We start from the raw sequence: 20,865 nt of genomic DNA, 5'->3' as shown, positions 1-20,865 counted from the left end.
TAAATAAAAATCAATAAATTTGTAGATAATTTTTTTGATGGATACTTTACAAAAAGAAAAAAATATAGCTTTAATTAAGGATGTTTTAAGAAACTATTTATTAGAGAAAGGTTTCAGAAATACGCCTGAAAGATATACCATATTGGAAGAAATCTATAATATGGATCACCATTTCAATGTGGATGATCTGTATTTACTGATGCTTCAGAAAAAATATCATGTATCTAAAGCAACGATTTACAATACAATTGAGATTTTCCTTGATGCAGGTCTGATTCGTAAACATCAGTTTGGTGAAAAGACATTAACTTCTTCTTCTTATGAAAAGTCTTATTTTGATAAGCAACATGATCATTTGGTGATTTATAAGAAAGATTCGGATAAAGAGATTGAAGAAATTATCGAGTTTTGCGATCCTAGAATTCAGGGAATTAAAGAAGCTATTGAAGAAGCTTTTGGCGTAAAAATTGATTCTCATTCGCTATATTTTTATGGCACAAAGAATGACTAATCAATGAGATATACTCTTTTTCTGTTACTTTTCGTTTCTACGTTCTTTTTTGCGCAGGAAAAAAAAACTGTGCAAATGGATCCTTATATACAGCCCAAAGCTAATACTGTACAACAACCGGTTCGTCCTGAAGACAAGGTAAGGATTATCAATGCTGATGAATTTAAAAAAGATACCAAATATGATGGAAATCAATATATGGTTGGCCATGTTCAGATTGAACATCAGGGTTCAGTGTTGACTGCTGATGAAGTAGTTCTTTATAATGAGCAAAGTCTTGTAAAAGCTTTTGGAAATGTAAAGCTTGTTAATTCAGATGGTTCCGTCATTTCTGCAAAAGAAATGGAATACAATGGTACCACCCAGAAAGGTGTTGCCAAACAAAATGTTGTGCTTACAGATCCAAAAGGAACTATTATCAAAACGGAAACCATGTATTATGACAGACTGACCAATCAGGCGTATTATAATACAGGAGGTACTATTAATGACGGTAAAAGTACAACCTATTCCAAGTCGGCAACCTACTTTTTAACAACTCGTACGATTGATCTTACTGGGAGAGTGAAGATCGTAGACCGTGATTATACATTGGAAGGTGATAATGTTGTTCAGAATCAAAATACCAATATTGTTACAATTAATGGGTATACTACCATTACCAATAATAAAAATCCTAAAAACAGAATCATTACTGAGAAAGGAACTCATAATATGAATACTAAAGAATCTTTTCTGACGAAAAATTCAAGGGTATATTATAATGATAAGATTCTTACGGGTGATGAAATGTATTACAATCAGCTTACCGGTTTTGGAAAAGCGACCGGAAATGTAACATTGGATGATCCCAATGAAAGAAGATGGATAAAAGGTGGATACGGAGAAATTTTCGAGAAGAAAGATTCTGCAATGATGACAAAAAATCCATATGCTGTAAAAGCAATGCAAAAGGATTCTTTATACTTCGCATCGGAAAAAATAATTTCTTATCAAAAGCCGGATTCCATAGATCCGAAAGTAAAGAAAAGCTTTATAAGAGCATTTAAAAAAGCCAGATTTTACAAATCAAATGCACAAGGAAGAGCCGATTCTATCGCTTTTAACGAGACAGACGGTGTGATGCATATGTATACAGCTCCTATCCTTTGGAGTGGAGAGAAGCAGGTAACCGGAAATAAAGTGGAAGCTTATTTTAATACCCAGAACGAAAATATTGATTCATTAAAAGTAATAGGCAATGCTTTAGCGATCAGTAAAGTCGATTCTCTGACTCTGAAAGATGAATTCAATCAGGTGAAAGGAAAATTCATGACGGTTCATTATGAAAATAATGAGATTAAAGAAGCTTCGGTAATAGGTAATGCGCAGGCAATTGCTTATACAGACGATACTAATAAGGAAACTAAAAAAACAGAAAGAATAGGAATTACTTTGTCCTCCTGTGGTATTATCAGTACTTTGTTTTCAGAAAGCAAGTTACAGATTATTTCATGTAGTATCGGAGCGACTTCGGAAACCTATCCTATGAGTAAAATAGAACCTGCAAAGAGAAAATTTACTGACTTTAACTGGAATACAAAAGACCGGATAAGGAAATGGCAGGATATTCTCGTCGATACTCCGAATTATGAAGAGATAAAATATACTTCAGATAATGAGCTCTATAATAAGGCGCAGGAAGCTATAGATGCGGAAAGAGCAAAAGAAGAAGCTAAAAAGCCGAAAAGAGTTAGAAAATAATATCAAGACCAGTTTACAGAAGCTGGTCTTTTTTATGGGATTAATTTCAGGGTTTAACGAATGTTTTATAGCTTTGCTGAAAATTTTTCTTATAATGGAAATGCAAAAGGAGTTTTTTACATATCAGGCTCAGACGACACGGTTTGCGGCAGGTTTTGAAGTTGAAAAAGCAGTAGGGAGCTATATTTATGGTACTGACGGAAAAAAATATTTGGACTTTGTAGCAGGAGTTTCGGCTAATACTTTAGGCCATTCACATCCGAAGGTTGTAGATGCGATCAAAGAACAGGCTGAAAAATATCTTCATGTGATGGTATATGGAGAATATGCCCAGGAAAAGCCGGTTGCTTTATGTAAATTATTAGCAGAAGCAACACCTGATCCGTTAGAGATTACTTATTTGGTCAACAGTGGAGCAGAAGCTATTGACGGAAGTCTTAAACTTGCTAAAAGATATACCGGAAGAGAGGAAATCGTATCCTTTAAAAATTCCTATCACGGAAACACACATGGAGCGCTGAGTGTTTCAGGAAATGAAACTCATAAGAGAGAATTTCGTCCTTTGTTACCGATGGTTTCTTTCATTGAGTTTAATAACGAAAATGATTTCGATAAAATTACAGAGAAGACGGCTTGTGTAATTTTGGAAACTATTCAGGGAGCCGCTGGTTTTTTGGTTCCGAATGATAATTATTTAAGAAAACTTAAAAAAAGATGTGAAGAGGTCGGAGCTTTACTGATTCTCGATGAAATCCAGCCGGGATTCGGAAGAACAGGAAAATTATTCTCTTTTGAACATTTTGGTATTGTTCCTGATATTTTAGTCATGGGAAAAGGAATGGGAGGAGGAGTTCCTGTAGGAGCGTTTATGAGTTCGAGAGAAATTATGGAAACATTGGCTCATTCTCCAAAATTAGGACATATTACGACGTTTGGAGGGAATCCTTTGATCGCTGCTTCCAGTTATGCCACGTTGAAAGAAGTGTTGGAAAGTGGATTGATGAGTGAAGTAGAAGAAAAAGAAAAACTATTCAGAGAATTGTTGGTTCATCCCAAAATTCAAAATATCAACGGGAAAGGACTAATGCTTGCGGTAAATCTTGGCTCTCCGGAATATACCCTAAATGTTGCTAAGAAATGTATGGAAAAAGGTTTAATCGTTTTCTGGCAGTTGTACAGAAACGAATATTTAAGAATTTCTCCACCGTTAACGATTTCTCTGGATGAAATCAGAGAAGGATGCCAAATTATTTTAGATGTTTTGAATGAAAATTAATAGAGCATAGTTTCTATTTTAGTTTTTTGTATATGCGGATTTTAGATGTTAATTAGTAAAATAATGGGATTAATAAATGGCTATAAAGGAATACAACAGTTTAAGATTCTGATGCTTATAGTTTCTAATAGTATCTTGTTGTATTTACTATATATGGGCTATAAAGACATAAGCAGAAAACAGGAAATTATAAACATACAAAAACCAATAAAGGTCAAAATCCTCGATGTTTATGGTGGAAGAGGTAGATCTTCATGTAAAGTAGAATTTAATAATCATATTTATAATAATATTTCTCTCCCAATAAATGATTTGAAAATTGGAAGCAGTAATGATAAATATTTTTATTATGATAGAGAAAAAAACACCGTTTTTTCAGATAACCTTCAAAAGAGAGCTGTAGTTGTTATTGGAATCTTATTTATATTTTCTCTTTTATTATGGTTTGTTCCTGTAAGATTCTTGTAGATTTTTGTGTACTTTAGGTTTACAAATAGTGTGCTTCCTCACATCATGAGTTTACTCAAAAGATACTTTTATTTGGTAAGAATAAAATTTATTTGCAAGTCGTTTTATACAACAAGTATTGATGTGTTATGGAGAAGTTTTAATAGATTCCAAATTTTCAAATATTTTAAACAAATTAATATAAAAAACGCTTCAAAAATTGAAGCGCTTTTTGATGAAAATAGACTTAAACAACCATTTAAAAATCTCTGATAAATATCATGAAGATTATGTAAAAAAGTAAATACATTTTTGTGTAATCAAAAAATTAATTTATATATTGCGTGACGATTAAAACAAAGATTATATGGCGAAACATAAAGTCCATTATGAATTTCCAATGCATTGTCTGTCAGAGATTTTATATGAATATCTTGCAACTGCAGAAGGATTATCTGAATGGTTTGCGGATGAGGTAACAGAGAAGGGTGATGATTTCTTTTTCAGCTGGGGTGGAGGTCCTGCTGAGAAAGCCACTTTAATCAGATATAAGCCTGAAGGTTTCGTTCGTTTCAGATGGGAAGAAGATGAAGGAACCAAAAACTTCTTTGAAATGACGATCGTAATTGATGATATTACTGAAGACCTGGCTCTAAATATTACAGACTTCTGTGAAGATGGAGATGAAGATGAAAACGCAATGTACTGGGAAAATCTAATAGAGAATCTAAGAATAAAATTGGGTGCTGCGTAAGGGAGCATTCAACCAAATAACAAACTGATGAACGATTTATCGTTCATTATTTTTTTATAACATAATCACTATAAAAATTGGAAAATCAATATTTTACTTCAGGAGAAGTACCGGTGAAAAATAGAGCGTTTCTTGCAGGAGATGCAGTGAAGGTTTCTTTCTTTGTGAGAGATGCTAAACTTATAATTGATGAAGAATGTTATTTTTTCTTGATGGCATCCATGAGAAAGATGAGAATGAATATTCCTTTAACCTATACGTTGGAGTTTTTTCAGTCTCTTTTTCAAAAAGAAATTATTGATCAGAAAGGAATACAGAACGGGATCATCAACTTTCAGGTGTTCAGAAATAATGATGGACTTACACTCTCTAAATCTACCATATCGTACTTCTACGAGGTTACAGAAACAGATGATGTCTTAGCGGTTCATAAAAGACCTCTTGAATTGGATTTAATTAAGGAAATTAATGTTAATAATAACCTTTTAAGCAATATCAGAGTTCATTCTCCGGAAAATATCTATGGCGAAATTTATGCGCAGGAAAATGATCTGGATGATGTCATTTTGCTAAATCCTAATAAAAGAATTGCGCGCACTACATCAGGAAATCTTTTGTTTTTAGAGGGTGATGTTATTAAAGTTCCGAAACAGACAGAAGGTGCCTACATTTCTCCTTTAATGGAAAATTTTGTTACATTTTTACATAAAAATAAGCTTGCAGATATTCAGGAACACGAGATTATCGCGTTTGAATCTCAGAAGGCAGAAGAAATTTTAATGATTTCCGAAGAAAAAGGCATATTTTCTGTAGGTAAAATAAGAAATAAGACTTTTGAAGTTTCCCGTTTTTTAGAATGGGTGGAAAGCTGGAAGGAAAGTTTTTAAAAAATTGGCAAACCCGGTAAACAACAAAGTTCCAAAGTCCTTTACCGGGTTTTATTCTGAATACCTCAGAATTTGTTTTTTATCTAGTTTTCGTTGATGATCTCAACAAACTTTTGGGCGATTTCTTTTTGTCCCTCTTTGCTGGTTATATAAGCTCTGTCTTTAGAGTTATTAATGAATCCAAGCTCTACCAATACTGTCGGAGACTTGCTTTCTCTTAAAATGTGAAGATCACGTTCTCCAATTACTTTGCTATCAATGAATTTTTGAGAGATCCTCTCAGCTAATATTTTTGAAGAATCAGAGTTTTGGACAAAAATTTCCTGTCCATATTTTGCAGACTCTTTTTGAGGACTGCTGTTCACATGTAATGAAATAGCCATTTCAGGGTGAAGCTTATTGATCAGATCAGTTCTTTCCTTAAGTTGGCTATCCGTATCAGAGTCTCTGGTTAAAACCACCTCATACTTATCCTGGGAATCAACAAGAGTTTTGATTTCCTTCGCAATAGCAAGGGTGATGTCTTTTTCAGAATGTCCGTTGAAATTTGATCCAAAATCATTTCCACCGTGCCCGGGATCTATAACAATGTATTTTTTATTGGCAGGAGTAAAAGATAAAAATACCGTAGAAAAAAGAGATACAATGAGTAATTTGGTTCCTTTCATACTGTGATTTTTGATTTATCAAATAACGGCAATTCTTTCCTAAAAATTGGTTAAAATATTCTTAAAGTTTGTTAATTGTTAAATCACAAAAAGAAGATTAATTTAAAGAGATGTCTTCAGGCGAATTGGCCCAAAGAAGATATTCTCCTCCCAGATTTTGCATAATCGATTTCCAAAGCGTTTGATCATTGGGCAGGGTGTAATCAAGGTTATAAATCTCTACTACTGTCCAAAGTTTTTTAATAACCTCATTATCTAATTGCTGAGCAGTCCATCCCGAATATCCCGAAAATATTTTTATATCTTCTATCTTTAATTCATTGCTGAGGATGGCAGTCATGATGTTTTCAATATCTTCGGTGAGATAAAATTCATCCGTTATTTCAGAATAAGCCTCCGTTACTTTCTTTCCTTTTACAATGAAGAAAACTTTGTCGTTTTCAACAGGACCGCCGTCATAAACTTCAATCGGAAAATCAAAAAGATTTTTAAATTTACCACTCATCTGGCTGTTCTTTTTGTTCAGAATCAGACCGAATGCCCCATTTTCGTTATGGTCAATAATAAGGACTACTGATCTTGAAAAAATGTCGCCGGAAATATCGGGTGTGGAAATTAATATTTTACCTTTGTAAGAGTAATTCATACTCAAATTTAATAAAAATATTTATGGAAAACCTGCACCATAAGAGAAAAGTATACGAGAAATCCCAACTTATTGAAAGTGAGATTAAACAAAATCCTATCGAGCAATTCAGAGACTGGTATTTGGAAGCAAGTGAAACTCCTACTATTTCTGAAGCGAATGCTATGGCGATTTCTACAGTGGAAGAAGATGGATGTCCTCGTACAAGAATGGTTTTGCTTAAATCATATACGTATGAAGGATTCATTTTTTATACGAACTACGACAGTAAAAAAGGAAAATCTATAGAAAGAACTCATAAGGCTTGTCTTCATTTTTTCTGGCCGGGGTTGGAAAGACAGATTATCATTAAAGCAGAACTGGAAAAAATTGCCGAGAATCTAAGTGACGGATATTTTCATTCAAGACCTAAGGGAAGCCAGCTTGGAGCTGTAGTTTCTCCACAAAGTCAGGAAATTCCAAATAGAGAGTTTTTAGAAGAAAAATTGAAAGATTTAGAAGCAAAATACGAAAATACTGAAGTTCCGAGACCTGAAAACTGGGGCGGATATCTTGCAAGACCCTATGAAATAGAATTTTGGCAAGGAAGACCCAACCGACTTCACGACAGGATTGTTTATACTTTGGAGGATTTGGACTGGAAAATAGCAAGACTGGCTCCGTAAATATTATAATTAAGATGCTTCGCATTTGCTCAGTATTACACTAATATAACAATGTCATGCTGAGCGAATGCGAAGCGTCCCAATACATACAAGAAAGGCTGTTTCAATAGAAACAGCCTCTGATTTTTTAATCTGAATGATTATTTTTTCTTAGCACCAGAAACTGCGTTAGATAAGTCAGCTCCAGCTTTGAACTTAGCAACTTTTTTAGCCGCAATTTTGATTGGTTTTTTAGTTGCAGGGTTGATACCTTGTCTAGCAGCTCTTTCAGCTACAGAGAATGTTCCGAAACCTACTAAAGAAACTTTTCCGTCTTTTTTCTTTAGAGTAGAAGTTACATTACCGATGAATGATTCTAAAGCAGCTTTTGCTGCAACTTTAGTAATTCCTGCATCTTTTGCGATTGCGTCGATTAATTCAGACTTGTTCATAATTTTTAATATTAAAGTTAGTTCGTTATTATAGCAAATATAATACTATTTTCTAATTGTGCAATTTTTTTATTAAATATTGTGTAATTTTTTCAAATTTCCATTAAAATGATTAAAATATCATAATTTAACATTTCACGAAAAATCTACGTTATCCGTTACTAAAATCATGCCAATTGCTTATGTATATTGACTTTAGCAAAATTGATATTTTATTTTATGTATTTATTAAATCCTAAATTTAAGATAAACTCTCAATGTTTTTGAGAATATGTTTGAATATTTGCTAATTAAAATTCAAAAAAAATATATTTTTTAAAATTAAACTGCTGTGTATCTGTTAGTTTTAAAATCATTTTAAAAGGCTGTTTTCTGAATTTTTATTAATAAATTTGCACCATGTTAATAGAAGTTTTCAAGTCTAAGATTCACAGGGTAAGAGTTACGGCTTCAGACCTTAATTATATTGGAAGTATTACGATTGATGAAGAGCTTATAGAAGCTGCCGGATTGGTAGTGGGCGAAAGAGTGTATATCGTAAATGTAAATAACGGAGAGCGTTTTGATACATACGTTATCAAAGGAAAAAGAAAATCTGGTGAAGTTTGTTTGAACGGTCCGGCTGCAAGAAAAGTACAAAAGGATGATATCATCATTATTATTGCCTATGCGCAGATGACTCCCGAAGAAGCTAAGGATTTCCAGCCGAAAATTGTTTTCCCGGATGAAAAGACCAATCTTTTGACATAATCCGATGGAGAAAAAAGTAAAAAATCCTTTAAAATCATTACTCACCATAGTAATATCGCTTGCTTTTGCAGGCTTTTTTTTATGGTTTGCCCTTAAAGGGTTGGATTTTAAAGTAATACAGAAATCACTAGCGAAAGCGAATTACTGGTGGGTTTTATTTGCGGCCTGCTTTGGAATTGCGGCGTATTGGTTCAGGGCTATTCGCTGGAACCTGATGCTGGAACCTATGGGACATCAGATTTCAAATTCCAATTCATTGTGGTCAATTTCTTTTGGGTATTTAATGAATCTTACGATCCCCAGAAGTGGAGAAGTGGCAAGAGCAACTGCATTGTATGGGGTAGAAAAGGTTCCTGTTGACCAATCTTTCGGAACCATTATTCTGGAAAGGGTTGTGGATTTGGTTTGTATGGTTGTTTTTTTAGGATTGACCCTGATATTTAAAGGAGAAGTAATTCTGTCTTTCTACAAAAATTCAGGAATTAATATTAATACGAACAAAATTCTATTTATCGTCGGAATATTAATTGTAGGAGCAGTCTTGTTTTTTGTCTTTAAAAAAAGATTGGCAAATATTCCTGTTTTAGATAAAATAATCAAATTCATTGATGGAATTATTCAGGGGCTAACTTCAATATTTAAGTTGAGACAGAAAGGAAAATTTATCCTTTATACTATAGGAATCTGGGTTTCTTATTATTTTGCAGCATTTCTTGTATGTTTTGCACTTCCGGAAACTTCAAATTTTACTTTTGATGATGGTTTTTTAATTCTTGTTGTAGGTACATTAGGAATGATCATTCCTGCAAGTGGCGGGATTGGAGCTTTTAACCTGGCTATGAAATATGGTTTTATGGCTTTGTTCATTTCAATGGGGAAAAGCGGACAATTGGGAGGTGAAGTGGGATTAACGTATTCTTTTATTTCCTTGCCCTTACAGATTGTAATTATGTTGGTAATGGGGCTTATTTCCATTCCTATGCTGGCAAAAGCAAGAAACAAAGCATTTGCTGAAAAAGAGTTTGAATAATCGTTTATTTAAAAAAATAATACAATGACCGGGAAAGTTTTCTTCCGGTCATTTTTTTAAATATCCGTAAGCTGAATGATTGAACCTTTGTAAAACTTGGTTGAATCATAAAGCTCAGAGAAATTGTCAAATAGTACAATTCCGCTAGTATTCAAATCTTCTGTAAAGTTTGTTTGGTTTGTTTTTTCTTTAAACTCAGCTTGTGCTGCTTCGTAAATCGTAGTATGTTGTGTTTTTAAATAGTCAATGAGAATACGTTTTTCAGTGTTTACTTCCTGCGTAAAACTGGTGTAAAAAAGACCATATAATAGAAATTTGTTAAATTGATCTGCTGCTGAAATATATTGAAGATCACACTGATTTACTTTTTCATAATCATTCAGGATGCTGTCGTACATTTTGGCAGGAACCGGTGGAATTTCATGGAAAAGCTCAATCCCATTGATGTAGAGCTGGGTTTTTACTTCATCATTGATTACTGAATTGTATTGGAATTTAAACCAGTCAAAAAGTTGCCGAAGTTCCTTCGGACTCAGGGTTTCTATAGAATCCTGAAGCTTATTTTTAATAGTTTCAAGATTTACTTGTTGATCAGTATTTAAAAAACGTAGGAAATTATCCTCTTCATTGCATAGCTTATGATACAAATTAATTTTTGCAACAACAGGATTGGGTTTTATAAAATAAAGTTCTTCTGCCATAATCTTATGCAACGCCTGGTTTTTCAACATTTTCTACTCTAAGGTAACGAAAAAAATGACATCATATGAAGATATGGGATTATTTCATGAATATTTTATTAATTGTCAGGAACAGATTGATTATTATGTTGAAAAAGAGAATTATTTTTTATTTTCCTTCATCGCGCGAATAAGTCTTTCAGTTCGTTTGTCTGCCCTTTCATTATGTAAAGATAAAACTGCCCAAATTGCAACAGGAAGCCAACCTATTAATGTGATTTGTAATATCAGACAGATGATTCCTGTGAAAATTTTTCCACGAACGATGAAAGATAAAAAAGGAAGGAGAATGGCCAGTAACATAATTAATATATTAATAAGATTGTGGATCAAAATAGGCTTTAAAAGTCAGCGGATCTTCTTCTTTATCCTCTGCAATTTCAAGATATTCGTGATATTCTTCCGCATGCATTCCCATATCAACCATTACAATGGCAAGATTGATATAAAGATTTTTATCTTCCGAGCCCAGATTCAATGCCTGTTTTAAATGATAGATTGCTTTTTCATTTTCTCCCAGATCAGAATAAATAGTCCCCAGATCGATTAAAGCCACTGTGTTTTCTGGTTCGATCAGTAAAATTTCATCCAGCTCGTTGATTAAAAGCTCGTTGATCTCGTCCCAGTGTTCTTCTTCGTTGTCCCATCTTTTGGCTTGGAGCTTTTTTATGTTTTCTAGTCTTTTGGGGATAGTGTTCATTGTTTAAATACAGATTGATGGTACAAATTAAAAGAAAAGTCTCTGAAAATTCAGAAACTTTGTGATTTATAAATATTTATTTTTCATACATCAGATTGACAAGTCCGGTTTCGTAGGGCTGAACATTTTTCAGTTTCCATTCTGTTTCTGAAATACCATCGGGAAATAATGGGATTCCATCACCAATGATTTTTGGAATGATAGAGATGGTCATTTCATCCAAAAGATTATTGTTGATGAAATATTTAATCAGCTCTCCACCTCCCATTAACCAAATGTCTTTGCTGGATTTTGCTTTAAGTTCAGAGATGAAAGCTAAGAGATCTCCTGTTAAAAGATGGGTTTTCGGACTTTTAATTTCTAAATTTTGATCTCTGGTAACTACAAAAGTTTCCTTTTCCGAATAGGCCCATTCTTCTTCAAATCCCATAATAATATCGTAGGTTTTTCTTCCCATGATAATGGTTTCGATACTGCTGAAAAGTTCAGTGTATCCGTAATCTCCCAATTCGGAAGGCGGAGTGGAAGTGAGCCAGTCCAGATTGCCATCAGGTTTGGCAATGAAACCGTCGAGACTTTGAGCGATGTAAAGGATGATTTGTGACATTTATAAGAGATTTTAAAGATTGTATTATTAATGTTTATTGAGCAATTTTACTCTTTTCAATTTCATCTAATGTTTTACCTTCTTTGTTTTTCCAATTTCTCCTTCCATTAATTGAATATCCTACAATTACTGCAGCCGCGGCTGAAGGACTATTAAATAAATGGTCTTTATTAAAGATTAAATTTCCTAAAGAATTTTTTGAAATGGTTCCGTCTAAAATTAATTCTTCTCTTAACGTTTTATAACCATAATTTACTGATTCAGCTGCTGAAACTTGAGAGCCAGTAAGTACTACAATTCCCTCATCTGTTTGTATAGCGTTGGCTTTTATTGATTTTGAATTAAAAACCAGGCTTCTTTCTTCTGATACATCTGTTTTGTTGGATAGCTCATCAAGTGTATTATTTTTGGATGGCAATTGTTTTTCAAGAAATTTATGTCCAAAAATTCCATTTAATAGTTTAATGTTTAAGATAAATTCTTCCATAGCGTCACGATCAGGTAAAGGAAGTGAAGTTAAAGTAGGAATATTGCTATTTTCTAAAATATATCTATCTGCATTTTTTGTTATATCAACTAATCTACTTTCTAAATATTTTATGTGTGATTTTGTGATATTATCATCTTTACTTGTGATTAAAATCAACTCCGTCCAAAAATCTTTACCTGTTGCATGGTTTTTTATTCTTTCCCATACATTCTCAGCTTCTCCAATGTAAACTTTTAACTTACCAGTTGAATCATCATTTCCAATCAAAAAATATACACCTTGTTTATTTATTTGATTTTGGAAAGATAGGTTTAATTCAAATATTTTATCTCTAGGGCAAGATAGGGCTTGAATAGTTAAGTTCAATAATTCCGCAAGTTTTATATCATTTATAGAACCTTCTTTTAAATATATTCTTATACTTTTTCCTAGTTTCATAATTGACTTTATTATGTTTACCCAAAAGCTCTCTTCAATAAACTCTCCACTTTTGGCTCACTACCTCTGAAATTCTTATACAGCTCCATAGGATCTTTCGTACCTCCCGAAGATAAAAGAACTTTATATTTTGCGGCAATTTCAGGATTGAAAATTCCGTTTTCTTTAAAATACTGGAAAGCATCGGCATCCAGAACTTCCGCCCACTTATAAGAATAATATCCTGCAGAATATCCACCCTGGAAGATATGGGAAAAACTAGGACTCATTGCTGTTTCAGGATTTGCAGGATACAATTGCGTAGCTTTCGTATATTCATCTTCAAATTCTTTTACAGACTTATTTTCCAGCTCTGCTACTTTTGTATGGTAATTCATATCTAATAATCCGAAACCAAGTTGTCTTAAAGTCTGGTAACCTTCCATGAAATTTTTGGAGTGTTCGATCTTCTCGATTTTTTCATCAGGAAGAGTTTCTCCTGTTTTATAATGTTTTGCAAAAGTTTTTAAGAATTCCGGCTCATAGCAGAAGTTTTCAAGGAACTGAGAAGGTAATTCTACAAAATCCCATTTCACAGAAGTTCCGGAAAGAGTAGGGTATTGCGTGTTGGCCAGCATTCCGTGAAGAGCATGACCGAATTCATGGAACAAAGTAGTTACTTCCTGAAAGGTCAATAAACTCGGGGTATCTTTTGTTGGTTTGCTGAAATTACAAACGATAGAAATATGCGGACGTGAGTTTTCACCATCTTTTTTATACTGATTTTTATAGCTGGTCATCCAGGCTCCGGCTCTTTTGCCCTTTCTCGGGAAATAATCTACATACAGTAAAGATTTATAATCTCCGTTTTCTTTTACCTCATAGACTTTTACGTCTTCATGGTATTTCGGAATGTCATTTCTTTCCTCAAAAGTCAATCCGAAAAGCTGATGTGCCAATCCAAAAACAGCATCCTGGACTTGGTTCAATGGGAAATACGGTTTTAATTCCTCATCATTAAGGTCAAACTTAGCTTTACGAAGTTTTTCGGCATAAAAAGCATGGTCATACGATTGCATCTCATCAATTCCGTCTGCTTTTGCCAAAGATTTTAATTCTTCAATTTCTTGGTGTGCATAAGGCTTTGCTTTTACCAGAAGTTCATTCAGGAAGTCAATTACTTTTGATGGAGACTTTGCCATTCTTTCTTCCAGAACATAATCTGCATAATTATTATATCCTAATAATTCAGCTTTTTGCTGTTTTAAACTAAGAAGCTCTTTGATTAAATGTTGATTATCGAATTCACCTCCGTCAAAAGATTTTTTACCATTTGCCAAAGCGATTTCTTTTCTCAGCTCGCGGTTTTCCGCATAGGTCATGAAAGGAATGTAGCTTGGATATTGTAATGTCACCACCCAACCTTCAAGGTTTCTTTCTTTTGCTTCTTCTGCATATTGTTCCAGAATGGCATCCGGAATTCCTGCCAAATCTTCTTTATTGGTGATATGTTTAAAATAATTATTTGTTGAAGCCAATACATTTTGCCCAAACTGAAGCGATTTTAAAGACAAATCCATACTGATTTTCTTTAGTTTTTCCTTGTCTTCTTCATTCAATAAAGCACCGCTTCTTACAAAACCTTTATAGGTTTCATTTAAAAGCATTTGCTGCTCCTCATTTAAGTTATATTTCTCTTTTTCATCATATACTTTTTTAATTTTATTAAATAAAGCTTCATTTTGAGAAATTTTAGAAGAATATTCCGTTAAGATCGGGGAAACTTCCTGAGCAATTTGTTGTAACTCATCACTTGTTTCAGCAGAATTCAGATTGAAAAATATATTGGAAACAACATCCAGCTGTTCTCCCGAATAAGCCAATGCTTCAATTACATTTTCGAATGTAGGTTCTTCAGGATTGTTGACAATAGCGTCGATTTCTTTTTCAGAGTTTTGTATTAATTCTTTAAAAGCGGGAAGATAATCTTCATTTTTAATGGAATTGAATGGAGCAGAATGATATGGTGTGTTAAATTTTTCTGTTAAAATATTCATTTTTTGATTTTTAATGATTGTAAATGTAAGGAATCATAGTGATTTGTGAGGGGAGTGCTCAAAAATGATGCCTGAATGAAAAGATGTGACAAATTTGTTTATCTTTATTAATCTTGTCATAGGCGAAGTTAAAATGAAGTTGGAATGACTACTTTTGGCAACAGCTAAGTGTTGAAAATTTTAACTCTAAATAAATTAAAACTATGAAAAAAATCTTAAAAGTTCTGGGTGTCATTATTCTTTTAATTCTGGTATATGCTGTAGTGGCAATATTGGCTTTCGGCAAAAATTACCATTATGAAAAATCTATCGTAATCAACGCTCCAAAAGAAAAAGTATGGCAACAGGTAAGTTCTATGAAAGCTTTTAACCAATGGAATCCCTGGCTGAAATTAGATAAGAATATAACGCTTACCTATACGGGGAATGCAGGGGAAGTAGGTGATAAATATTGCTGGGATAGCCAGAATGAGCATGCAGGATCGGGATGTCAGGAAATTAAGGAACTGGTTCCCAATCAAAAACAGAAAACAGAAATGATCTTTAAAAAGCCGTTTGAAGGACAAGCTACGTCAGACATTATACTGACTCCTGAAGGAAATGCCACAAAAGTGACTTGGAGTATGGATACTGAACAAGACCCTATGATGAAAGTAATGAGACCGATGATGGATTATCAGATGGGAAAATCTTATGGAGAAGGATTGGATAATCTGAAAAAATTAGTGGAAAAATAAATATAGAAAGCCTTGTAGAAAATTTGCAAGGCTTTTTATTTACAATTCTTTTTTGCCGATTTCGTTAATAGAATTGTAATTTCCAATACCTTTCGGATTGGGACCATATCTGTTGGCTCTCTGTTCGCCGTCCGCAAAAATCATTGCTATAAAATAAAAAGGGATGAACTGAAACCATCCGCTGTTTCCTAAATCATGACATCTTTTTGCGCCCTGCATCACCCGAAAAATCAATCCGACAAACCATACAAAAACTGCAAGGAGATAAAAAAGAGAGAATTTTGTGACACCTGCTAAAATGACTGTAAAAAGCAATACGATAAAATAGATTAAATAGGAAAGTGCGAATTCTGTTCTTCTGATTCTTCCTGTACTTGAAAATGGATTTTCAAACATGATTTTAGTTTTTTAGGAGAACAAATGTAAAAATTATTTTAAGATTCCTCTGAAATAGTAGAAATAGTAATTTTATATTAAGTTGAATAAATATTATTTAAAAATATTATCTTTATATAAAGATTCGATGTATGGAGAAGATAGTATTTGAGAAAAATGACATAAGAAATTATGTGAAAAACGTGATTGCTGAGAAGATCGAGAAGCTTAAAAGCTTTATTGAGTTTACCCAGGAGGCAAGTCGCGATATCAAAAAAACTCCGAAATATGACAGTATGAGAGAGGAAATGCAGGAGGAAATTTACCAAATGCAGAGACAGCTTGGAGCTTTGAATGATTTGAAGAGAAATATGGCGAAGGTCTTAATCAATTCTACTGAACGTATCCAGTTGGGTTCTTTGGTGATTACCAATAAAGCCCGTTTTTATATTTCGGTTTCATTGGGTGAATTTTTCTTTGAAGGTGATCGTTTTTACGCGATTTCCCCGGAAAGCCCAATGGCCAAAAAAATGATGGGGATGAAATCCGGTGATGATTTTACATTAAATAAAATTCATCAGGAGATTATTGAAGTTTTATAAGATCTTTTCTCTGTCGTTCTGAATAAAGTAAAACAAAATAAAGATTCTGTTCTTATTGTGGAAATTTTTCCTTCATCTTATTGAGATTCTTCCTTCGTCAGAATGACAAAAAAATTAATTTAGAATCATAAAAAATATTGAGTTTCATGTTGTAATTTTGCTTTATGAATAAAGCAGAAGTTTTAAAAGAAATCATAGAGCAAAGAAGAAGTATCTTTCCAAAAGATTATAATGAAAATGAAATTTCTCAGGAAATTATTGATGAAATTTTACATTCAGCAACATTAGCACCCAATCACAAACGCACAAAACCTTGGCGTTTTAAAATATTTAAAGGCGAGGAAAAAGCCAAACTGGCTTTAGAAATGCAGTCTATTTACAAAGCAACCCAGCCCGAACAACTTTTTCTGGAAAAAAAATATAATGATATTGGTTTTAAAATCAATAAAGCAGATGCCGTAATTTCTATTGTGGTTAATTTCAGTGGAATGGTTCCTGAATGGGAAGAAATCGCAGCAGTTTCTATGGCGGTTCAGAATATGTATCTTACCTGTACGGCCAATGAAATAGGATGTTACTGGAGCTCTCCGAAAATTGTAGATCATTTGAAAGAGTCTTTGACGATTGAAGAGAACCAGAAATGCCTTGGTTTGTTTTATATGGGGCATATCTAAAAATGAAAAATTTTTACAGAAATTATAACGAAGAAGATTTGATCGTTGCCTACCTTTCAATGGTAGAGCATACAGGTAAAATCAATGATGAAATGCGAGAGGCAATCAGTCAGAAATTCGATTATAATGAGTTTGTAAAGAAAGCTAATTTCAGGACGGCTTTAATTAAAGAAAAAGGACGGATTTCTTTTGAGGTTCATAATAGGGTTCGGAAAGGAGATGATTTTAATGTTATTGAGAGTAATATTTCATCTGATATTCTTACTAAAAAAGAATTGGAATATTTCATTATCGAAAAGTATTATCAATTTTCATCCTACAAAGAAAATAATGCAATCGACAAAAGAACTATTTACAGAAGCCTTTTGGGTATTTTAATATCAACAGTCATCGGAATCCTGGTATTAAGGGATTTCGTTTTAATAACCAACGAAGGTTCGTTTCTTTTATTGATTCCTCTCTATGTTGTAAACTATTTGGTAATTAAAGCTATTACAGGAAAAACCAGAGATAATCTTATCGTATTTTTAGCTGTTTTTATTTCTGTAATCCTCTCAACAGTATTGCCTTTTATTTTGTTTTAGTAAAAAAGAAATAAAAATATCTTAGTTTCAGACTATTTGAATTGAAAATTTTGTTTATCTTTGCACTCTTAAATATTTAACTGGGACGAGTTCCCGTAAAATTCAAACATTATGTCAGTAAAAATCAGATTACAAAGACACGGATCAAAAGGGAGACCTTTCTTCCACATCGTGGTTGCAGATTCTAGATCAAGAAGAGATGGTAGATTCATCGAAAAACTAGGAACTTACAACCCAATTACTAACCCTGCAACTATCGATTTGAACGTTGATTCTGCTGTGAAGTGGTTAAACAACGGTGCTCAGCCAACTGATACTGCAAGAGCTATTCTTTCTTACAAAGGTGCACTTTACAAAAAACACTTACAAGGTGGTGTTGCTAAAGGAGCTTTTGATGAGGCTGAAGCTGAAAAAAGATTCAATGCTTGGGTAGAAGCTAAAGATTCTAAAGTACAAGGTAAAGTAGAAGGTTTGGCAACTGCTAAATCTGACGCTAAGAAAGCTGCTTTAGAAGCTGAAGTAAAAGTAAATGAAGCTAGAATCGCTGCTGCTGCACAAGCTGAAGCTGATGCTAAGGCTGCTGAAGAAGCTGCTAATGCACCTGCTGAAGAAGTTGCTACAGAAGGAGAAGCTGCTGCTGAATCTACAGAAGAAAATACTGAAGCTTAAGAAAATTCCGGTATGCGTAAAGAAGATTGCTATTTATTAGGAAAAATCACACGCAGACACGGACTTGCGGGAAACGTAATCCTTAAACTGGATACAGACCAACCCGAGCTTTACAATAAACTGGAATCAATATTCGTTGAAATCAACGGATTATTGGTTCCTTTTTTTATTGAAAAATCATCATGGAGCAAACTTGATGCTCTTAATATTGCTTTTAAAAACTCTACAGAAGCTTTGGTTGACCAGTCTCTAGGTAAGAATGTTTATTTACCATTGACTTCACTGCCAAAACTATCAGGAAAGCAATTCTACTATCACGAAATCATCGGATATAATATCTTCGATGAAAACGAAAATGACTGCGGTGTGATCAGATCTGTAAATGATCAAACGGCACAAGTATATTTTATTACCAATCTGGACGGAAAAGAAGTGGTAATTCCTACTATTAAAGACTGGATTATTGAAGTAAACAGAGAAGAAAGATTCATTAAAATGGAACTTCCTGAAGGTCTTATTGATGTCTTTTTAGTTCCTTCTAAAAAAGACGAATAATTTTTCTTTTTGATGTTGGTGAGCAATTCACCACTGAACATTCATTTTATTCACAATATTTTATTGTTCCTGCCAATTATTACTCACTAATTGCGGGTAATAAATAATCCTGTACAATTTTATCAGCTTGAGAATGTGCGTAAGGTTTATTATATGCTTTTGCTGTAATAACTATCACGACTGGTATTTCTGTAAAGATGATAATTTTGTTTCCTCCATTTCCATTGGACTGATAGGATTCAAATTCTTTGTTACCAACTTTATACACTTTTCTCCAGAACAGATACCCATAACCTTCAAAGTTTTTATAATCAGAAAAATAATTGGTAAAAGACTTTTTAATCCATGTTTGATCCAAAATCTGTTTTCCATTCCAGATTCCGTTGTTTTTATAAAGCTGTCCGAATCTGGCGAAATCTAAAGCTTTCATTCTTAGTCCTCCCGCCAAAGAAGGTTTGTGTTGAGGGGTGAATTGCCATTTATACTCTTTAATTCCGAGAGGTTGGAAAAGTTTTTTATCAGCGTAATATTCCAGTCCGTTTGGAATAGATTTATCCAGAATATCTCCTGTCAAAACTACTCCCGCGGTAAAGTAATTCCAGATTTTTCCGATTTTGTTTTCGGTCATAGGAAGATCCATAACAAACTTTATCCAATTGTCGGTCGGGTACATATTTTCTTCATTTCCGGGAGATTCATAATCTTCATCATTTCCGTCGAAAGCAGAGCTCATGGTGAGTAAGCTTTTAATGGTAACGCTGTCTTTTTTAGATGAATAATTATTGAATTGTTCTGTATTATAAAATTCTTTCAGGCTTTGATTTTCACTTTTAATATAACCCTCTTTTATTGCTATTCCCATTAATGCTGAGGAAAAGGATTTTCCAACAGAGCGCGTATCATTTAAACTGTCTCTTTTATATCCGTTAAAATATTCTTCCAACAGCAGTTTCTCATTTTTTATCACAACAATTCCGGTAATGTCACGAAACCTGTCTTCTGCTATTCTTTGATTCAAAGCTCTTATCCGTTCAGTAGTGAATTTCTCTTCGGAAACTTTCCAGCCACTTCCCGGTTTGATATTCTGGACTGTAATTTGTTGTTCAGAAATACTTTTTTTAGGAATAATTAGTTGAAGCTCTCCTTCAGCAATTACATTTCCTACTTTCAAGGCTGATGTTTTTAAGTAAGGTTTTATTTCAATGTTCAGGATGTGATTTCCCGGTTCCAATGCATCAATTCCATTATTGGCAAGATAGAAACGCATCCACAAATATCTTCCCCAGGAATCCTCGTTTGTTGCGCTTATAAAAGGAATTCTAAAATTGGTTTTGTTTTTTTTACTTTCTGCAGTTCCTGCTCCCGGATTCAGATTTTCAGTATATATTAATTTTCCGTCAACGATGAAATTGAATTGATAGTTTCCGTTTTTCAGGAGTTCATCTGTAGTCAAATGAGGTTCAAGCTGGTGTAAATAATTGACCAATGAATTACCGAGAAAAACACGAATATCAAAATCTTTATCCTCCTGGAATGTCATGGTTTTTAGGAAATCACTTTCTTTTGTCTTTTCTAGAGGAATGACTCTGTCTAAAAACATAATTTTGTTCAAATGATTTTTTTGAACGGAGTTTTCAATTTTTTCAGGCTCAATGATGTTTGAAGTTTGTCCAGAAGACAAACCAGACATAAGTACTAACACAAAAAAGATGATTGGTTTCATTGTCAATTTTATCTTAACAAAAATAGATATCAGTTTTTAGAAAAAATAGAATGAAATTAACATTTTTGATTTTCTTTTTGCACTCCATGTAATATGTACTGCTAATGCAGGCTGTCAACAAAGAGAA

General features: G+C 33.4%; 26 protein-coding genes. 15 read left to right on the top strand and 11 right to left on the bottom strand.

Annotation, left to right across the window (positions count from 1 at the left end; translation table 11 throughout):
- Window positions 1-37 precede the first annotated feature (37 nt).
- From P0Y62_09550 to P0Y62_09525, 6 genes are all read left to right on the top strand, one after another.
- Window positions 38-511: a transcriptional repressor gene (locus tag P0Y62_09550; GenBank protein ID WEK68118.1), complete on the top strand. Its 474-nt coding sequence runs from the start codon at window positions 38-40 to the stop codon at window positions 509-511.
- A 3-nt stretch (window positions 512-514) separates the two neighbouring features.
- Complete coding sequence (locus tag P0Y62_09545) at window positions 515-2,254, top strand: OstA-like protein (protein ID WEK68117.1); 1,740 nt, start codon at window positions 515-517, stop codon at window positions 2,252-2,254.
- A gap of 100 nt (window positions 2,255-2,354) precedes the next feature.
- Window positions 2,355-3,530 carry an aspartate aminotransferase family protein gene (locus tag P0Y62_09540; protein WEK71792.1) on the top strand — a complete coding sequence of 392 codons (1,176 nt, stop codon included), beginning with the start codon at window positions 2,355-2,357 and terminating at the stop codon, window positions 3,528-3,530.
- A gap of 63 nt (window positions 3,531-3,593) precedes the next feature.
- Complete coding sequence (locus tag P0Y62_09535; protein WEK68116.1) at window positions 3,594-3,998, top strand: hypothetical protein; 405 nt, start codon at window positions 3,594-3,596, stop codon at window positions 3,996-3,998.
- A gap of 346 nt (window positions 3,999-4,344) precedes the next feature.
- Window positions 4,345-4,731, top strand: a complete 387-nt coding sequence (locus P0Y62_09530) for an START-like domain-containing protein (GenBank protein WEK68115.1) — start codon at window positions 4,345-4,347, stop codon at window positions 4,729-4,731.
- Window positions 4,732-4,808: 77 nt separating this feature from the next.
- Window positions 4,809-5,618, top strand: a complete 810-nt coding sequence (locus tag P0Y62_09525; protein WEK68114.1) for an aminotransferase class IV — start codon at window positions 4,809-4,811, stop codon at window positions 5,616-5,618.
- Window positions 5,619-5,701: 83 nt separating this feature from the next.
- Here P0Y62_09525 and P0Y62_09520 read toward each other — a convergent pair whose 3' ends face one another.
- Window positions 5,702-6,286, bottom strand: coding sequence for an N-acetylmuramoyl-L-alanine amidase (locus P0Y62_09520; GenBank protein WEK68113.1), 585 nt, complete (start codon window positions 6,284-6,286; stop codon window positions 5,702-5,704).
- A gap of 97 nt (window positions 6,287-6,383) precedes the next feature.
- Window positions 6,384-6,932 carry a YqgE/AlgH family protein gene (locus tag P0Y62_09515; GenBank protein WEK68112.1) on the bottom strand — a complete coding sequence of 183 codons (549 nt, stop codon included), beginning with the start codon at window positions 6,930-6,932 and terminating at the stop codon, window positions 6,384-6,386.
- Between the two features lie 23 nt (window positions 6,933-6,955).
- On the opposite strand from P0Y62_09515, the gene pdxH reads away from it, so the two are divergent.
- Window positions 6,956-7,597 (top strand): pyridoxamine 5'-phosphate oxidase, encoded by a 642-nt coding sequence (gene pdxH / locus P0Y62_09510; protein WEK68111.1) that lies wholly within the window; start codon window positions 6,956-6,958, stop codon window positions 7,595-7,597.
- A gap of 140 nt (window positions 7,598-7,737) precedes the next feature.
- Here the strand turns inward: pdxH and P0Y62_09505 are convergent, their stop codons facing one another.
- Window positions 7,738-8,028, bottom strand: coding sequence for an HU family DNA-binding protein (locus P0Y62_09505; protein WEK68110.1), 291 nt, complete (start codon window positions 8,026-8,028; stop codon window positions 7,738-7,740).
- Between the two features lie 399 nt (window positions 8,029-8,427).
- On the opposite strand from P0Y62_09505, the gene P0Y62_09500 reads away from it, so the two are divergent.
- Window positions 8,428-8,778, top strand: a complete 351-nt coding sequence (locus P0Y62_09500; GenBank protein ID WEK68109.1) for an aspartate 1-decarboxylase — start codon at window positions 8,428-8,430, stop codon at window positions 8,776-8,778.
- Window positions 8,779-8,782: 4 nt separating this feature from the next.
- On the top strand, window positions 8,783-9,808 hold the full coding sequence (locus P0Y62_09495) for a lysylphosphatidylglycerol synthase transmembrane domain-containing protein (protein ID WEK68108.1): 1,026 nt from the start codon (window positions 8,783-8,785) through the stop codon (window positions 9,806-9,808).
- Window positions 9,809-9,864: 56 nt separating this feature from the next.
- Here the strand turns inward: P0Y62_09495 and P0Y62_09490 are convergent, their stop codons facing one another.
- The 6 genes from P0Y62_09490 to P0Y62_09465 all read right to left on the bottom strand — a co-directional run bounded on the left by P0Y62_09490 (window position 9,865) and on the right by P0Y62_09465 (window position 14,819).
- Window positions 9,865-10,509 carry a hypothetical protein gene (locus tag P0Y62_09490; GenBank protein WEK68107.1) on the bottom strand — a complete coding sequence of 215 codons (645 nt, stop codon included), beginning with the start codon at window positions 10,507-10,509 and terminating at the stop codon, window positions 9,865-9,867.
- Between the two features lie 141 nt (window positions 10,510-10,650).
- Window positions 10,651-10,851, bottom strand: a complete 201-nt coding sequence (locus P0Y62_09485) for a YqaE/Pmp3 family membrane protein (GenBank protein ID WEK68106.1) — start codon at window positions 10,849-10,851, stop codon at window positions 10,651-10,653.
- 10 nt (window positions 10,852-10,861) lie between these two features.
- On the bottom strand, window positions 10,862-11,248 hold the full coding sequence (locus P0Y62_09480) for a tetratricopeptide repeat protein (GenBank protein ID WEK68105.1): 387 nt from the start codon (window positions 11,246-11,248) through the stop codon (window positions 10,862-10,864).
- 76 nt (window positions 11,249-11,324) lie between these two features.
- The gene (locus P0Y62_09475; protein WEK68104.1) at window positions 11,325-11,855 is read right to left on the bottom strand and encodes a dihydrofolate reductase family protein; all 531 of its coding nucleotides are present in this window, start codon (window positions 11,853-11,855) and stop codon (window positions 11,325-11,327) included.
- Between the two features lie 34 nt (window positions 11,856-11,889).
- A complete protein-coding gene (locus P0Y62_09470; GenBank protein WEK68103.1) occupies window positions 11,890-12,783 on the bottom strand; it encodes a GIY-YIG nuclease family protein in 894 nt (297 codons plus the stop codon).
- Window positions 12,784-12,800: 17 nt separating this feature from the next.
- On the bottom strand, window positions 12,801-14,819 hold the full coding sequence (locus P0Y62_09465) for a M3 family metallopeptidase (GenBank protein ID WEK68102.1): 2,019 nt from the start codon (window positions 14,817-14,819) through the stop codon (window positions 12,801-12,803).
- Between the two features lie 203 nt (window positions 14,820-15,022).
- Between P0Y62_09465 and P0Y62_09460 the strand changes: the two genes are divergently transcribed.
- Window positions 15,023-15,556 carry an SRPBCC family protein gene (locus P0Y62_09460; GenBank protein ID WEK68101.1) on the top strand — a complete coding sequence of 178 codons (534 nt, stop codon included), beginning with the start codon at window positions 15,023-15,025 and terminating at the stop codon, window positions 15,554-15,556.
- A gap of 39 nt (window positions 15,557-15,595) precedes the next feature.
- Here P0Y62_09460 and P0Y62_09455 read toward each other — a convergent pair whose 3' ends face one another.
- The gene (locus P0Y62_09455) at window positions 15,596-15,952 is read right to left on the bottom strand and encodes a DUF805 domain-containing protein (protein WEK68100.1); all 357 of its coding nucleotides are present in this window, start codon (window positions 15,950-15,952) and stop codon (window positions 15,596-15,598) included.
- Between the two features lie 131 nt (window positions 15,953-16,083).
- On the opposite strand from P0Y62_09455, the gene P0Y62_09450 reads away from it, so the two are divergent.
- The 5 genes from P0Y62_09450 to rimM all read left to right on the top strand — a co-directional run bounded on the left by P0Y62_09450 (window position 16,084) and on the right by rimM (window position 19,015).
- Window positions 16,084-16,533 (top strand): hypothetical protein, encoded by a 450-nt coding sequence (locus P0Y62_09450; GenBank protein WEK68099.1) that lies wholly within the window; start codon window positions 16,084-16,086, stop codon window positions 16,531-16,533.
- Between the two features lie 164 nt (window positions 16,534-16,697).
- Complete coding sequence (locus P0Y62_09445; GenBank protein WEK68098.1) at window positions 16,698-17,207, top strand: nitroreductase; 510 nt, start codon at window positions 16,698-16,700, stop codon at window positions 17,205-17,207.
- 2 nt (window positions 17,208-17,209) lie between these two features.
- Window positions 17,210-17,791, top strand: coding sequence for a hypothetical protein (locus P0Y62_09440; GenBank protein ID WEK68097.1), 582 nt, complete (start codon window positions 17,210-17,212; stop codon window positions 17,789-17,791).
- Between the two features lie 111 nt (window positions 17,792-17,902).
- Window positions 17,903-18,460, top strand: coding sequence for a 30S ribosomal protein S16 (locus tag P0Y62_09435; GenBank protein ID WEK68096.1), 558 nt, complete (start codon window positions 17,903-17,905; stop codon window positions 18,458-18,460).
- A 12-nt stretch (window positions 18,461-18,472) separates the two neighbouring features.
- On the top strand, window positions 18,473-19,015 hold the full coding sequence (gene rimM, locus P0Y62_09430) for a ribosome maturation factor RimM (protein WEK68095.1): 543 nt from the start codon (window positions 18,473-18,475) through the stop codon (window positions 19,013-19,015).
- A gap of 79 nt (window positions 19,016-19,094) precedes the next feature.
- Here the strand turns inward: rimM and P0Y62_09425 are convergent, their stop codons facing one another.
- Window positions 19,095-20,738, bottom strand: a complete 1,644-nt coding sequence (locus tag P0Y62_09425; protein ID WEK68094.1) for a serine hydrolase — start codon at window positions 20,736-20,738, stop codon at window positions 19,095-19,097.
- Window positions 20,739-20,865: the final 127 nt, after the last annotated feature.

The organism is Candidatus Chryseobacterium colombiense (assembly GCA_029203185.1).
GTDB classification, from domain to species: domain Bacteria; phylum Bacteroidota; class Bacteroidia; order Flavobacteriales; family Weeksellaceae; genus Chryseobacterium; species Chryseobacterium colombiense.
This window is presented reverse-complemented; position numbering and strand designations above follow the sequence as displayed.

Excerpts from the sequence above, each read along its gene's own strand:
- P0Y62_09550 (WEK68118.1), top strand. The coding sequence starts at position 38 with ATGGATACTTTACAAAAAGAAAAAAATATAGCTTTAATTAAGGATGTT.
- P0Y62_09545 (WEK68117.1), top strand. The coding sequence starts at position 515 with ATGAGATATACTCTTTTTCTGTTACTTTTCGTTTCTACGTTCTTTTTT.
- P0Y62_09540 (WEK71792.1), top strand. The coding sequence starts at position 2,355 with ATGCAAAAGGAGTTTTTTACATATCAGGCTCAGACGACACGGTTTGCG.
- P0Y62_09535 (WEK68116.1), top strand. The coding sequence starts at position 3,594 with ATGGGATTAATAAATGGCTATAAAGGAATACAACAGTTTAAGATTCTG.
- P0Y62_09530 (WEK68115.1), top strand. The coding sequence starts at position 4,345 with ATGGCGAAACATAAAGTCCATTATGAATTTCCAATGCATTGTCTGTCA.
- P0Y62_09520 (WEK68113.1), bottom strand. The coding sequence starts at position 6,286 with ATGAAAGGAACCAAATTACTCATTGTATCTCTTTTTTCTACGGTATTT.
- P0Y62_09515 (WEK68112.1), bottom strand. The coding sequence starts at position 6,932 with ATGAATTACTCTTACAAAGGTAAAATATTAATTTCCACACCCGATATT.
- pdxH (WEK68111.1), top strand. The coding sequence starts at position 6,956 with ATGGAAAACCTGCACCATAAGAGAAAAGTATACGAGAAATCCCAACTT.
- P0Y62_09505 (WEK68110.1), bottom strand. The coding sequence starts at position 8,028 with ATGAACAAGTCTGAATTAATCGACGCAATCGCAAAAGATGCAGGAATT.
- P0Y62_09500 (WEK68109.1), top strand. The coding sequence starts at position 8,428 with ATGTTAATAGAAGTTTTCAAGTCTAAGATTCACAGGGTAAGAGTTACG.
- P0Y62_09495 (WEK68108.1), top strand. The coding sequence starts at position 8,783 with ATGGAGAAAAAAGTAAAAAATCCTTTAAAATCATTACTCACCATAGTA.
- P0Y62_09490 (WEK68107.1), bottom strand. The coding sequence starts at position 10,509 with ATGGCAGAAGAACTTTATTTTATAAAACCCAATCCTGTTGTTGCAAAA.
- P0Y62_09485 (WEK68106.1), bottom strand. The coding sequence starts at position 10,851 with ATGTTACTGGCCATTCTCCTTCCTTTTTTATCTTTCATCGTTCGTGGA.
- P0Y62_09480 (WEK68105.1), bottom strand. The coding sequence starts at position 11,248 with ATGAACACTATCCCCAAAAGACTAGAAAACATAAAAAAGCTCCAAGCC.
- P0Y62_09475 (WEK68104.1), bottom strand. The coding sequence starts at position 11,855 with ATGTCACAAATCATCCTTTACATCGCTCAAAGTCTCGACGGTTTCATT.
- P0Y62_09470 (WEK68103.1), bottom strand. The coding sequence starts at position 12,783 with ATGAAACTAGGAAAAAGTATAAGAATATATTTAAAAGAAGGTTCTATA.
- P0Y62_09465 (WEK68102.1), bottom strand. The coding sequence starts at position 14,819 with ATGAATATTTTAACAGAAAAATTTAACACACCATATCATTCTGCTCCA.
- P0Y62_09460 (WEK68101.1), top strand. The coding sequence starts at position 15,023 with ATGAAAAAAATCTTAAAAGTTCTGGGTGTCATTATTCTTTTAATTCTG.
- P0Y62_09455 (WEK68100.1), bottom strand. The coding sequence starts at position 15,952 with ATGTTTGAAAATCCATTTTCAAGTACAGGAAGAATCAGAAGAACAGAA.
- P0Y62_09450 (WEK68099.1), top strand. The coding sequence starts at position 16,084 with ATGGAGAAGATAGTATTTGAGAAAAATGACATAAGAAATTATGTGAAA.
- P0Y62_09445 (WEK68098.1), top strand. The coding sequence starts at position 16,698 with ATGAATAAAGCAGAAGTTTTAAAAGAAATCATAGAGCAAAGAAGAAGT.
- P0Y62_09440 (WEK68097.1), top strand. The coding sequence starts at position 17,210 with ATGAAAAATTTTTACAGAAATTATAACGAAGAAGATTTGATCGTTGCC.
- P0Y62_09435 (WEK68096.1), top strand. The coding sequence starts at position 17,903 with ATGTCAGTAAAAATCAGATTACAAAGACACGGATCAAAAGGGAGACCT.
- rimM (WEK68095.1), top strand. The coding sequence starts at position 18,473 with ATGCGTAAAGAAGATTGCTATTTATTAGGAAAAATCACACGCAGACAC.
- P0Y62_09425 (WEK68094.1), bottom strand. The coding sequence starts at position 20,738 with ATGAAACCAATCATCTTTTTTGTGTTAGTACTTATGTCTGGTTTGTCT.